Annotated in this window: 7 protein-coding genes; all 7 read right to left on the bottom strand. The window is 56.1% G+C overall.

Going from position 1 to position 13,953, the window contains the following annotated elements; genetic code table 11:
* Positions 1–639 precede the first annotated feature (639 nt).
* Positions 640–834, bottom strand: coding sequence for a hypothetical protein (locus tag HDE76_RS18565; protein WP_184509739.1), 195 nt, complete (start codon positions 832–834; stop codon positions 640–642).
* Between the two features lie 244 nt (positions 835–1,078).
* Positions 1,079–2,230 carry a hypothetical protein gene (locus HDE76_RS18560; protein ID WP_184509737.1) on the bottom strand — a complete coding sequence of 384 codons (1,152 nt, stop codon included), beginning with the start codon at positions 2,228–2,230 and terminating at the stop codon, positions 1,079–1,081.
* Positions 2,230–2,778, bottom strand: a complete 549-nt coding sequence (locus tag HDE76_RS18555; protein WP_184509735.1) for an ImmA/IrrE family metallo-endopeptidase — start codon at positions 2,776–2,778, stop codon at positions 2,230–2,232. The genes HDE76_RS18560 and HDE76_RS18555 overlap by 1 nt, the downstream gene beginning before the upstream one ends.
* Before the next feature lie 248 nt (positions 2,779–3,026).
* Positions 3,027–4,220 carry a Druantia anti-phage system protein DruA gene (locus HDE76_RS18550; RefSeq protein ID WP_221262479.1) on the bottom strand — a complete coding sequence of 398 codons (1,194 nt, stop codon included), beginning with the start codon at positions 4,218–4,220 and terminating at the stop codon, positions 3,027–3,029.
* 150 nt (positions 4,221–4,370) lie between these two features.
* Positions 4,371–10,004, bottom strand: coding sequence for a DEAD/DEAH box helicase (locus tag HDE76_RS18545; RefSeq protein ID WP_221262478.1), 5,634 nt, complete (start codon positions 10,002–10,004; stop codon positions 4,371–4,373).
* A complete protein-coding gene (locus HDE76_RS18540) occupies positions 9,949–11,037 on the bottom strand; it encodes a hypothetical protein (protein ID WP_184509733.1) in 1,089 nt (362 codons plus the stop codon). Before HDE76_RS18540 ends, HDE76_RS18545 begins: the two co-directional genes overlap by 56 nt.
* Complete coding sequence (locus HDE76_RS18535) at positions 11,030–13,873, bottom strand: hypothetical protein (RefSeq protein WP_184509731.1); 2,844 nt, start codon at positions 13,871–13,873, stop codon at positions 11,030–11,032. The genes HDE76_RS18540 and HDE76_RS18535 overlap by 8 nt, the downstream gene beginning before the upstream one ends.
* Positions 13,874–13,953 lie beyond the last annotated feature (80 nt).

Raw genomic sequence — 13,953 nt, 5'->3', positions numbered from 1 at the left:
AGGCGTTGGGCGGGCTGACACCTGCCGCCTATGCGAAACAGTTAAAGTGACACCGGACTCTAAACCGGCCCGCTACTCAAAGCGGGGGGACGTCGGTGGTGTTCGCGGTTCGTACGAAACACCCAAATAGCCGCTAACTTGTCGTTCTTATTTGATTAGTTTGGCTTGAATAAAGTTGGCTTTAAGACTGAACGGTTGCAGCTGGTTGCGGCTGCAAGCCGAAACCATTCGGCCATGTTGTCATGGCCGATCAAATGTGCCGAAAACCATAAAGTGGCCGCGACCGTAAAGCATAAGTTGTCCGCCGACGGTCACGGATGGGTGGGCGCGGATGAGCACCTCGCGCCGACCAACCTACGCATACCTGCGTACGCCATTCATATCGGCCATTCGACCGATGGTGGCGAAGGCGCAGCTTACGTAGCGCGCCACGGCTGGGAGCCGTGGGACGCTCGATCCGGAGAGGCTACCGCTAGGTGCAGGCTGGTCGCCGAGCCCCTAACTAGGTTCACTGCGCGCGGGCATCGCATTGCAGCAGTGGGGCGTGCAGGATGCGCTCTGGTGGAATCGACGAACGAACGACCGCAGCGTAGCGTGCCGGTGTCGAAAACGGGCTCACAGGGCCTTAGCTGAGCCCATTCAAGAGTCCCTGTGCTGATCGATGATCTTTTGATCGTGCTGGCGTTGTGCCTCATCCATGGCCTGCTCGATCCACAAATGAATCGTGCGCGCCAGACCCGTAAACGGCGCGAAATAGCCGGCCACGACCACGCTCCACGGCGATGCCTTGCCTTTGCGAAAGCCGTCGCGCATGCCTAGCAGGAACTCACGCATGTCGGACTCCATGAACAAGGAACAGGCGGTAGGGTGATCCTACTCTGCTTGAATCAAGCCTTCATGGGGGTCAACTGCCCCCAGGTGAGCTCCAGCTCAAACAGCGTCGTCCGGGTCATCTCATTTCTCCATTCTTGGCGAATCAGGCCGAGATCGATAGTCGACCCCTAACTGCCCGATTCGCCAAGAAATCCTTGTGAGATTGACCCCGACTGTCTTGGGACATTTGCTACCAAATGGCGACTTACGTGGGTTTTTCATCTGGTTGCTCAATCTGAAGTGCGACGTCGAGCCCGCTGGCTGATGGAGATTCTTCCGGGAACGCGTCCGATTGATGGCGCTCCGTTCTAGCCGTTTCGACTTCGATGAACTTTCTTTCAAGGTTATAGACGCGTTCTTTCATGCGCTCGCAGTACTGCGTGTATTCCGCAGGAGGATTCGCACCGACGAAATCCAGCCCAGTACAAAACTTCCCAGGATGCTCCGCAATGAACGAAGATGTAAACGCGTGAATCTGAGTAGGGGACGGCGAGAGTCGCCCCGCCAACGCATCTTCGGTGCGATGGATAGGCTTATCGGGGCTCGCGTCTATCCATATGTGGGGGTAAGGCGTACCGTCAAGCACCCCCTTTAGAGATTGCTTACCCGCGAATCGATAAATAAACGCGGGCAGACGATAGGGGCTTAACTTGTACATCGGTTCGTCGAACTTCGCAGCCTCGCCACTGAGCAAGTGTGCAAGTTCGAGTGACAGCATAAGTTGCCTCGGAGAAGCACTCGAACCCAAGCGGAAGCCTGTATCAATGGACGGCCCAATGAAATCGCGACTCAACCCCGTCTTATCTTGCGCATACTGCTGAAGCAAGCAATCGTTGGCCCAGTCGAGGGTATCCTCGCTTTCAGCGCTCTCGCTAGCGCGAGTACGCAGGACGACTTCTCTGTTGCGATATGGGAAATCAGCTACCCAAGCAGATGACTTTACGTCAAGCGACCTCCCGTCAACCTTTAGCAGGAAGTCCCTGAGCTCCTCCAGCACATCCATCCAGATACGCACGCACATCATGGCCTGAGCTGGATGCGTCAGATCCTTAGTGAACAGCACCTCATCGCCAACTGTCTTCCAAAGCTCCGGCGGCTCGTCACCAAAAAGAGCAGATTTATACTGTGACAGTTCAGTGAGCTGCGTGGGGGCCTCCCATCGCCGGATAAAGACGCTTTCTGCGAGGCGATAGAAGCGGCAAACCGTGTCGAACCACTTACTACTGTCATCTTCGCCGCGCTGCTTGAACGCCGTCGAACCAACAATGTCTGCGCTAAGGAATAAGCGTAGTTTTGGTTGGAGAGTCTTCCTTAGATTCTGAACAGCTGGGGCCGATGCGCTCTGATCCGCGACCATTAGCGCTCCAGGCCTAGCGATTTGGCGCGAACACCTACTGCTTGCGGAGAGACCTTAAAGTACTCGGCGAGACGAAGCTGATTGCCACCGAAATCCTTGTGCTTTTCGCGAAACGTCTCGGTGGGCATCAAGAAGGCAGCGGCGAACCAGTTCGCTTCATACTCCACCTGTCCAGAGCCATAGCGCTGGGCCCTGAGCCACTTGATATCGGCGCCCTTATGCTGGTTAGGGTACAAATAGTGGAGGATGAAATGCCCCAATTCGTGCGCGATCGTGAAGCGATCACGCAACGGACTCGTGTCGAGGGCAATGTAAATCGTAAAGCCGCTTGGACCGATCCGTATGGATCCGGAATCCGAATCGCCGCCGTCGTCCTCGCCGTAAGCAAGGGAGCCGCGAAGCTTCTTAACAATCGGCTCAAGCGCTGAACCAGGCTCGTACCCAAGCTGCTTTGCAACGTTGACGGCAATAGCCGAGACGTCACCCCGCGATAGATCAAGAGCCTGAGGTTCTTGCCACTCGGTTACGGTAGCGAAAGAAGAGGTCATGATGGCATCTCGAGAAAGGTTCGACCCTGATCGCCAAGCGACTGGTCACACGTCAAAATATAGCAGAAATCTCTTATAAAAGAGCGTTCTATACGCATTTTAGGCGACAACCAACCCATCCAAAGCTGATGCTGCCAGATAGCTGTATCTCGGATTGAGACGGCTACGCGAAGGAGTCCAAATCCAGCGCGACGATAGGTCTTAGACGGTGGCGATTGGGGCCTCGTCAGCCGCATAGCTGCTACCTATCAAACGACGTCGAGGGCTCGTTTCAAAGACCCTAGCGAATCGGTCTCATACCAGCCTGGATCGCGCTCAGCGCGCGGCAGGCACCATCTCGATTTCCAATGACTGACCCATTGATCGGTATCAAAGTGCGCTGAATCTGGAATGTGGCCATGCCGACACACATCCTGCAGATTGTTGACCAGTTCAAAAATGAACACCTCACGACGCAGCCCGTGCTCGAGGAAATCGCGCGAGATCTTCAAGTCACCCAATGCGCGCATGATGTTCTGCCAACGTATCTTTGGACCATTCCCAAAGCCACCAGGAACGCAACGATCACGTCGCTCAAGCCATTGAACAATGCGAGGGTAAAGTGCTTCAAGGTGGAAGGTCCCGAATCCCTTCGTAAATCCGAGCGGCTTCGCGAGCAGCCTGTCCTCGTTGCGCAACTTGTTGTAGATGGAGCTGCGCCCAAATGCACTGGCCGTCGTGATGGCTAATAGCGGCTGGGGAATACGCTCCTCAAGTTGGGTCGTACGTTTATTCCCATAAGTTCGCCAGTACTCTTGCTGTATGAGCGGCGCATGGAGCATGCCTGCGACAAGCTTCCCTGCAAGCAGCGGTGCATAGGTTGGTGTAGCGCCGATGGTGTAAGCGTCCAGCGTGTTGTTGACGACTTTGAGTTTGTCTGCCTTTGCCACGCCCAGGTAATCGTCACGGCAAGCCAAGTCAGCTGAAGGCGATTGCAATCCAATAATGCCCACAACCGCTTCGTGATGGCGATCCATGACGATGAAGCGGAGGCGGCGCCCATACCCTTTGGAGTACGGCATCGACCAATAACCGCGCACGACTTTGAAAAGGCGCTCTTCCAGGGAACGTGGCCGCACGGGAATGAGTACGGGGTCGATGAGCTCTGGCTCAATGTGCGCACAGGAAGGAAAGTAGCTTCCAAAACGCTTTAGGTCAGACCGGAGATTGTTGTAATTGGTTAGTGTGTCGTGTTCCTTGGCGACCTGATGCAATTCGCGAATAGTGGATTTGTCACCTGTCGCAATGGCCTCGCGACAGAGACGCCATGACAGTTCGATATCCTCCCGCAGCGCTCTTGCCGTAACCCTTCCGGGACGTCGGGGCGCAATGACCCGAGGGTGCGCAGCGATGGCCTGCTGCGCTTCAACAAGACGCCGCACCGTTGCAAGGTTAGCGGCCACAGAAACCCCTCAGTTTTTCGATGGTGTATTTGGCCAGCTACCGAGGCAACTGTCAACAAATTTCGCCCTCTTTCGCAATGCTTGTCAGACGTCTAGCCAAACAACCGCATCCCATCGCTCGTCGACTTGTCCACCACAAACAGCTCGGTACTAAGACGATGCTATCGCCTGTCTCACGCCGCTCGATGCCGCCGCCAAGTTTCTACGTATCACAATCTCGTTGACCGGCAAGAGGATGGCTGGCCCGTTGGGGCCGACGATGTCACGTGGGTCTAACTCGCACGAAATCGGGTTAGAAACGGACAAGATGAAATTTCTCTGCCTGGCATCTGTGATTTCAATTGGCTGGATATGGCGCGTGCCATCGCTCTCGGTGAAGTCACCAAGTTGCTTTAGCCCCAGCCCATGGGAAGGCTGCCGGCGAAGGTCTTCATATAGAAGACCGGAAGACTGCTCCAACCTTAGACGGTTGAATTCGCTGAGCGAACCAGTCAGCAGGTAGTCCACGAGCGCTGCCCCTACGTGACGATCAAGTAATCCATGATCGAGGCGATTTCGGAAATCACGCAAGCAGCGGTAACACGAAAAGTCGCATCCATCCGGACAGCCTTCCAATATTTGTTTGGCGCTACGAAACAGATCAACGCCTTTCTGAGCGGCCTCCCTGGCAAACCCCGCACCGCCCGGCAGCGTGTCGTACAGGAATATTTCCGACTCCAGACCCTCGCATCCGCGCACGGACATGGCAGGTCGATACTCGGCAAGAACTTCGCCGGCTTCGATTTGAAGCAATTCGGTGGCAGCACGCGACAGCGCTACGCAGAGCGTTCGCATGGCCGTGTGGGTGATCGTGTCGGCAGGCTTCAGACGTACGGCGCCGCCCAATTGGAGCGAAAACAGTGCGATATCTGTAATGAAGTCAGTACCGAGCACGACGCCTTTGGCCATTCGGCTACCCGCACACATCGGCTCGGCGCTGTCCGGATAAGGCTTGGGATGCGGCTCCCATAAGCGTCCCTCTTGGTGCGCCGCACCTTCAATACGCCCACAAGGCACGCAGTAGGAATAGCCCAGTCGCTTTGGGCCCACGTTGGACACCATGAGATGCTGCCGTGTGTCGTGGACGCGAACGTGTGGCGTTACGCCGATCCATGCAACATCGTCGCCAGCACGCATGGTCAGTTTGGCCCGCGTTGCGTAAGACGTCTCTGGTATTTCTTCAGGCGACGTGAGCGGCGGCTCATCCACCGGGTGGGCGAACCCTAAAGGACGAAGCCATGAGTGAGCAGGCCCTAGAGACTGTTGGCCGTTGCATGCCGGGCAGTCACGAATGGCGCCAGGCTTATGTTCTTCATCGATTTCGCTCAGCTCGGTGTAGCCACAGCGTTCGCACTCTGCATGAAGCTTGCGCACCTTCCATTCGTGCAATCGGTCATGGCGATTGACCGCGTACAAAGCGCCGGATTGATAGCACTTATTCGCGATCCAAACCTGCTTATCAGGGGCGTACTGCGTAAGCGCGATGGACGTGCCTTGGGACGGCGTAAAGGCAAAAACGGGGTGGTAGTCACTGGACTTCGCAAGATCAAAGACGTGAAACGTTGCAACATCGGTCGGAAACGCGTACTTCGGGAGTACACCCTTGTCGAGCAACGAAGCCAGCAATCCTTTCTGCAGTTCGTCTTGTTGAGGAGCCGCTTCACCCATAGGGAGAGGTATCTCAATGGACAGCTCTGTAGACTCCTCGTCGGGTGAGTCCGCCACGATGGGGAGGGAAAGAACCGCGGCTTTCTTCGGCAGTGTCTTGTCGAGTGTGGCGAGAAAGCTCGCAGCGAAGTCGGAAAGAAGTGCCTCCCGATCTGCCGTGGGAATTTGCGTTGGAAGCCATTCGTTAGCGCGTTGACGTAGACGAACCTCATTGACCTTGAGCCACACTTCCAAATCGTCACGTCCAGGGATGTTGGTGGGCACCAGGAACTCAGCCACCTTGCCAAGTACCGAAAACAACTCGCTGTGATTGACGTGATTGGCTGCCGATATCCGATCCTGCAAATAGCATTGCAACAAAAACGCGTAAAGATGACGCCGCGCAATATCGGTGTTTTCTAACGATAGGGTGGGATCAACGACTGGCCCTCGAATCATGCCAGCAGGGTTACTGAAAAAGTGCTCGTCATGCGTGTCCGAGCCACCGAAAGCGACCACGCTGGCGATCGCATTGGCGCGCCTGCCTGCGCGACCCGCGCGTTGCTGGTAGTTCGCCCGCCCGGGAGGCATATTGCGCATCGCCACGCCCGATAATTGACCAATGTCGATGCCGACCTCCATCGTCGTGGTACTTGAAAGGACATCAATCGCGGTCTGAGTCTCCACGTTGGTGTTTACGTTTAGATCAACGTCTTGAAAGAGAAGCTCGTTGATCTCCGCTTTCGAAAAAATGTCCGCGTTTTCCGAGGAGTTCAACTGGGCGGTATGCTCCGCCGCGACAATCGACATCGGAGGCTGCGGATGGGGTCCCAGCACGTTGGTCACCGCATTGCGGAAATAACCTTTGCGGGTAAGAAAGACCTCGTCGGTATCGGGCTGGAGGGGAATTACGGTGCCTCGGCCACAATCGAGACACTTGTTGAGCGTGCGCACCGGACGATGCACGGACTTGCAGGTGCTGCACCGTTGCCACTCACCATCTAATTGCAGCGTCAGCTGCAGCCCCTTCAACCTTTGGCCCCCATCGAACGGCTCGGCAAAAATACCTAGCAGATCTGGCAGCCATTTCTTCTTGAATGCTGTCCGTGCTGCAGCTGTATCGAACTTGCGCAAGAAACGTTGGAATCCAACAGTGAGCGCACTGATACGAACGTTTCGGTCCTCGTGGCGCATCAGCCACTGGGCGGGCATCGCGGGAAGCCAAAATCCGGACAATAGGCAATCTCGCAACCACGCCCGCACAACTTGTAGTTTGTCTTCATCGTTTTCCGCCAACCCCGCTATGTTCGGCAACTGCACTATCTGCGGCGTGACATCGGCGCGCTCAATGACCGATGCAATCGCGATGGCCTCAAACCCACGTGCACGATCCTTTACCGTGGAAAGAATATCCGCAAGGAGAGCGTGGGGCGGCGTACTGTCCTCCCGGAGCTCATGACAAATTTTGGCGATCGTGTTGTCGTCATCAAAGCCGCCGTTGCTGAGAAGACTACCCACTCTGCTGTAGGTCTTGAAGTTCTCGTTTGGCTTGAGTTCCGGCCGCAGCCTGACACCTAGCGCGTGCGCTCCAATGAGAGATGCCGCATACAAGTCGCTCAACCGGGGCTGTAGAGACGGAATCGAGGCCACGCGCTTCCAGCCGAATGCCACTAGCGGTCGCAGTGCGTCGCGGGATGAAAACATCTGCAAATTGGGCGCCAGCCGCGCAGCTACTTGCCGCGAGTCCGAGAAGGTCAAAACCTTTCGACCTCTAAGTGGTGCAAACGCGCTTTCATGCTGAGGTCCAGGGGCCTGAACCTGAATTTGCCGCATCACCAAGACCTGGAACGGTTGATCGCCTTTCGTCTCATGGTCCTGTACCGACGTGCGACGTCGACGCTTGGGCGTGCATACCGCACAAATGTGAAATATGCCCGGCTCCTGTGCCGCAGCACCCAACGACAAATCGTCATCATCGTCATCATCGTCGTCGGATTCGTCAGGATGCGCTTGCGGGGACAAGTAAACATCTCGCGTGCGTTTCGTCGAATGAGTACCGTCCACGACGCCGGTAACGAGGTCGTAGGTAGCAAGGCCTTGCTCGTTGTGATCAACCGGCGGCGTCAATAGGAGGTCGATCGGATGCAAATCGTCTGTCTCACCGTCATCGACGCGAAGTGTTGCGCCGCGCTCCCTCCAAATGGTGGTTGGCTCTAAAGGGTTAGTACAGTAACCACGCGCGTACGCGGTGCCGCATAGCCGGCAAGTAAAAAACTCCAATACACGCGCACCGCACTCACATAGATCGCGCGGCTGCGAATAAAGCTTGCCTGCGACCCCGCGCAATTCCGGTGTTACAGCTGAGCATTGCGGATCCATGCAGACCCATAGCCCCCTTAGGCCGCGAAAAAATGTATGCACGCGGCATGGAAGCAAGCTAGCTTCGCCCTCACGTAATCGGGCGCTGGTGGCAAGCGCGCAAAGATTCGTGAGCGCAGTATCGGCCACGTTTCGTAGCGCTAATGGGAAAATCTGCCGACCCAACGCTTCAATGTCGCATGCCTCTCTCATCGTCGTGTTGATCACAAGACCAAGGGGAGCAAAGTGCTGTAAGGCGGCGTGTAAATCACGCTCAAGATCACCCGACGGCGTAACGCTCATGAAGTTCAGCACCGGTTTGATGGCTGCTTGACGTAACCCCATGTCCTCGCCGTAAAACGACCGCATGTCCAAGGAAGCCAGTAGATCGGCTTCTTCGTGCGTTGCAGCTCTTGCCTGCTCCTGAAAACGAAGGTCGCCCTCAATAATCCGGAACGACTCAACGGGTGCGCCACTAAGCCGCGATGCAAAATGCTTGGCGCCCTCCGGATTCTCGAAACTTGCGGTTGCGCAGATGATCTGGAATCGCTCGATCGGAAGGCGCAATCGATCTCGCAGGCGGCGCAGAAGCAGGCCCACCTCGGCGCCTGCAGATCCCCGGTAAAGATGGGCTTCGTCCAGAACGATGGTAAAGCGCTCGTGAGGAAACTTCTCCAGCCAATCCCGTGTTAGATCAAAGATGGATGCTTCAACCGGGCGCATCAGCATGTATTCGAGCATCGAATAATTCGTGACCATAAGGTCAGGCGGACCCGCTTGGGACTCGTGCCGTGTCAAGAGTTCTGCATCGCTGGGCAAGGTGACGGCGCGAATGAAGTTTCCTTGGGCGTCTTGCCAATCGCGCTGTCCATACCACGCTTCCAGGTCAGGCTTCGCTGGCCACTTACCGCGACTCTTTAGCGCTTCGACAAGGCGCGCGGAAATGTCGTGATTTCTCTCGCTGGGGTCGGCCGCCGCACGAAGGGTGTCGATGTAGAAATCGTTAAAAGGCTTGAGTTTCAGCTGGTCTTTTCGCTTTGACCGAACACCCGCATAGGGCGTTCGGCTTGTGTAGCGTGCAAAGCGCGCAGGGCGAGTGCCCCATTGCCGGAAGAGTCGTGTAATGCGTTCATCGCCGAACATGGCGCGAAGTCGCCCGAGCTGGTCGTTCACAAGCGCATTCATCGGGTACAGGATCATCGCTCGCATGGCGCCATGCTGGAACGACTCCCGATTTTCAAATGCCTCGATGGCCAGCCTGCTTAAGATCGGCATGAGGAACGACTCGGTTTTCCCCGAGCCTGTTCCTGTCTTGATCAGCAGGTTTCGTTTCTCAATGACCGCCTCAGTGAGTGCATCGCTCTGATGCGTGTAGGGAGGGTTGTGCAGGACGCGCCTGCCATTGTCTAGCGGTGTTGAAAGCACCTTGAGTACGTCACGCGCAGCCGAAGGGAGTCCTTCGATTGACTCAAACGTGCACCCGATTTGATATCGCGGCGTGGATTCAAGATACGGGGCTTGAAAGATAACGCCCTCACGCTCCAAGAGCGTTCGTCGCTGTTTGACCAGCGAAGGGTCACCGATGTGATATGTCGCTTCGATGTATTCAATCAGCGCGTCATGTAGTGCCGCACCAACGCCATGAATGGTAGTTGTGGTCATTGCGATTCCTTGTCGTGCGGCTTCAATCAGACCTGAGTTGCATCCAGCATTGCTCTTGCAAAAAGCGCTCGACGACATCGCGCACGTCATCGGGCACCCAAAATGTCTGATAGTGGTCAACAGCGCTATGAATGTGGCCGCCCCAATGGAGAAGCCGGCGTATGGCATTCAAGGGGAGCGGAAAGTTCAGGGTGAGACGCCAGCCATCCCTTTCCTTGACGATGCGGTAGCCGTTGGGGTGTCCTGCCGTGGCATCCATAGCGAGCTGCGTCAGCCACGCGACGTCACATGAACGCGTCATCGTGTTGTCAATGCCACCCAGGGGGATCGATCGCTCAACAACCCCATCCCGAAGGCTCGCCAATAACCAGGCATCTGCGCCGAAGGAGCGCTTGGCACGAATCAGGTGTAGCCCCGTTCTAAGTGCCGGCTCGACCCAGCGAGATGGGTAGCCTTTCCATCCACCCGCAGATGGCTCAAGCACGCGCACACCCTCCAGACTTCCGTCCACACCATGTTCCTCCAGACGCGTGCGCATTCGTGCGAGGAAGTGAGAGGCCTTGCCATAATTCGCTTTGCGAAACCATTCTTCTGACGTCATCTTTCTGAGCCCGAGAGCGAATAATTGTTCGCAAACGTGATCAGGCTGGTCCGTATCGATATAGCGTGCTGAGCCCTCTGCGACGACGCGCGAGGCAACACCCGAAGGAAGAAACGGGGCATCGTCAGCAGCAATTCCGAAAAGATAAACCCTGGTGTTGAGACGCAGATAACTGGGGGGTGCACAGTGGACAAGCTGCTGACAGGCATCATCAGCTACTGAGCCGGTGCCAAGCTCGACGATGTCACCTGCTACCAGCAGGCTTTCCAAGACGAATTTGATCTCATCGTGCAGAGTACCCTGGTCCTGATGCACCACACGCAACGAGGCGAAAGCTCGATCGGTAATTCGTTGGGACGAACACGGACACAGAATTCCGCAAAGCCGCCGAAGTGCCTGCGAGATAAGCGCCAAATGATCATTGCTGTCAGCGCCTTCGAGATGAAGATCCGTTCTCAACGCTGCCTGTGCGTCGCTTGCACTGATCACCGAGAAACCATACTCAGTCATCGTCTTTTCCCCTGCGCCGATCAGCGAACAGGTGAAGTAGCCTGGCTCCGCGGACAAGTGTCGCAAATGCCTTGGGCTCGGTAGACGCCAAAGTCAGGGCAAATTCGGGCGATAACTCCGTTACGTCGTCGGCCACCTGCCAGGCAATTGTCGTCGTAGCGCTGTGTTTAGGCACTAGTTTATAGGCGAGCGAAATGCGGTGATGCATTTGCTCAAGTGACTCGTGAGATTGCTGCTGTGTTGACCAAGCCTTGCCAAGGCTGATCGCGTAAGACAAAGGCCCGTTAGGCTCCACCGCACGCTCAAGCTGATCCCAGTCCTTATCGCTCGGCGCATTGGGAAGCTCTTCTTCTGCGGCGACCCATGAGTCGCCGCAGACAAGCGAATGCGCGTGTCTGAGAATGGCTCCAAGGACGTGATACTGACGCAGCCGCGCCAAGGCGTTAGAGGCGCGCGCCTGGCTCCATAACTTGTACCGTTCGACGACCGTCACAAGATCGTTTTGGCCGTCCCAACAATGACGATCGATAGGATCAGCCAGCGTGCTGAAATCACCTCCGGGCTGGGATGGACTTATCACGACCGCCTGATATGCCGTTGAGGATCGCGCGACGAAAAGACCCCGTTGCTCCGCAAGGTTGATACCCGATAAGGCGCTTCGCAGATCGACCGGTTGACCAACTAACGGACTGGCAAACGGATAGTGCTCTAACGCAATTGTCTCCTCGCCAACCCCTTCGTTCGTTAGAGTCAACGTACCGCCGTTTCGATCCCGATCCAACATCCATCGAAGCGGTTGCACTCGCGCAGCCAGCGCCATTCGGTGGACACCAAAGAGGGCCGATTCAAACTCCAAACAGCCCTCAGTCATCGAGACAAATTCACGGTCGATCGCGTGGTCGCTGAGGAATGTATCTAGGTGTTGTGACCAAAAGGCCTCGGTGAAAGGAATCGTGGTCGTAAAGAGTTCACTCTCAACGCCTCTATCGCCTCTGTCGTCGGTGAGAATCAGTCGGCAGCGTATTTGAGTCGCTGGCAAACCATCAGCTGAAACGGTGAGTCGCCCTGACAGAAGATCGTCGATGCTCGGATCCTCCGGACTAGCCGTTACGATCAGCTCCTCCGTTGAGATGCGCGATGGCACCCATGGAGACGGGGTACGCACGAGCAGATGAAGCGACGTATGCGCCTCTCGCCTCATGAGAAGCCCCACTTCGCCCGAGTAAGCGTTGACGCAAAGCGTGTGGCTACCGGCGGTCAAATGACCCAACGAAATAAGCGCCGTCTCCGCGTCAGTCAACTTTAGCTGTTGCTCTGAACCACCATCCAACCCCAAGCCCAAAAGCGAGAATTCGTGCTCACGCTTCACCGCGAGCGTGACGCTCTCTGATGTCAGCCATTCACTCTCGCCCGTCTGTGACCATCGGCGCGGATAAAGTCCCGCCGGTGCAATATCGATGCGGCGTCTCACGCCAATCCCAAGCGCTTTCAGTTGAATAATCATTTCCGAAGAAGCAGTCGTTGGCATGGTCACCTTTACCATCGCGACGCCATCGCATTGGACATCTATCGGAGTCCCAATCGCTGCAATCATTCGATGGTCGCGAGATGCAATCAGGAACGTGTCGTCTGAATGCACAACGGGGTCGCGACACAACGTCGCCGAACCATCCGCATGGACGACAAACAGCCAAATAGTCGCCGATGGAAATTTGCAGCTGCCTGTAAGAATGGACTCCAAGATTGGTAGTTGGGGCTCAAACGCGATGAGTGCTTCGCCATCTGTCGGCCAGCGGCTCAATGTCCACTCACGTGGCGCCGGAGACAGAAGCGAACGCGCCGGTGATGAACGTTCGCCATGACACCCAATTGTTATGCACGACTTGTCCAGAATTGCCCGCAGAGACGGATGCTCATCGCAAAGCCCCTGGAATGATGGTGGAGCCAACCAGACCTTGTGGAAGCCATCAACGGTTCGGCGAACGATTATTTGAAATGACTGAAGTCGCGGGATCGATGATCGCGCTCGCCGATCGGGTGGATCGTCCGTTGTCGCGTCGTCAAGAGATGACTTATCGTGCGACACCAAACGGATCTTCGCGCGCTGGTAACTCGATCGCGCATCGCTGAGCCACTCCCGTGCTTGCGCGCGAGTCGATATGTCTTCAACGATCCGCTTCAAAGCGTTTGCTTGAATCAGCGTGGGTCCATTGTCTTGCTGAATGAGCGCATGCACGACTTGCCCAACAAGTGCTGTTTGCTCGAGAAAGTGTTTGTAGCGTGTCGAGCAGTAATACGAATGTTCGCGAATAAGCTCGCCGAGCGACTCGTGGGAGCGCCCAATGAAATGACGGAGCTGATTTCGGGCATGATAAATGGACTCTGCAAGGCGCACTTGCAGGTCCTTGGGTACGATGGCATTGGTGACTGGCCAGCTGATATAGGAATAGTGGGTGGCCCACACACCGCGAGGGCGAACGCCCAAAAACTCCGAGGCGAATCGCTCGAACAGTTTCCTGAGCATGGCCGAGTCGCCGAACCGTTCCCAGTTGGGCGTTCGCTTTGCGAAAGTTGGCCAGTATTGGAGCCCAGCGAACTCATAGCCTTGCTCGGTCGCGTGAACAACCCAGGAGAGCCAAAATCGCTGGGTTAACCCTCGATCGCGCCCCAACTGCTCCGACAATGCTTGTCCTAATGCGCGTCGCTCAGTCTCAGTCAGGGGGTGTTCGAGAGCAAAGGACGGAATGCTGCCGCCATCGTGCTTCTTGCTCAGGGCCAGGCTTCGAAAGTGATCTCGCAGCCGGGTTTCGATTTCCAGAAGGCTGTTGAAATTCATGTGCAGTCACCGATGCCAAGCGGTGACGTCCGGCCCAGGCACGCAGTCCCTTTCATTGGGTGTGTATCAGCTTCATTGGA

This window comes from Rhodanobacter sp. ANJX3 (genome assembly GCF_014200755.1).
Classification (GTDB): Bacteria; Pseudomonadota; Gammaproteobacteria; order Xanthomonadales; family Rhodanobacteraceae; genus Rhodanobacter.
This window is presented reverse-complemented; position numbering and strand designations above follow the sequence as displayed.

What these genes read in the sequence shown, in the direction of transcription:
- HDE76_RS18565 (WP_184509739.1), bottom strand. Translation starts at nt 834, where the DNA reads ATGCGTGAGTTCCTGCTAGGCATGCGCGACGGCTTTCGCAAAGGCAAG.
- HDE76_RS18560 (WP_184509737.1), bottom strand. Translation starts at nt 2,230, where the DNA reads ATGGTCGCGGATCAGAGCGCATCGGCCCCAGCTGTTCAGAATCTAAGG.
- HDE76_RS18555 (WP_184509735.1), bottom strand. Translation starts at nt 2,778, where the DNA reads ATGACCTCTTCTTTCGCTACCGTAACCGAGTGGCAAGAACCTCAGGCT.
- HDE76_RS18545 (WP_221262478.1), bottom strand. Translation starts at nt 10,004, where the DNA reads ATGTCGTCGAGCGCTTTTTGCAAGAGCAATGCTGGATGCAACTCAGGT.
- HDE76_RS18540 (WP_184509733.1), bottom strand. Translation starts at nt 11,037, where the DNA reads ATGACTGAGTATGGTTTCTCGGTGATCAGTGCAAGCGACGCACAGGCA.
- HDE76_RS18535 (WP_184509731.1), bottom strand. Translation starts at nt 13,873, where the DNA reads ATGAATTTCAACAGCCTTCTGGAAATCGAAACCCGGCTGCGAGATCAC.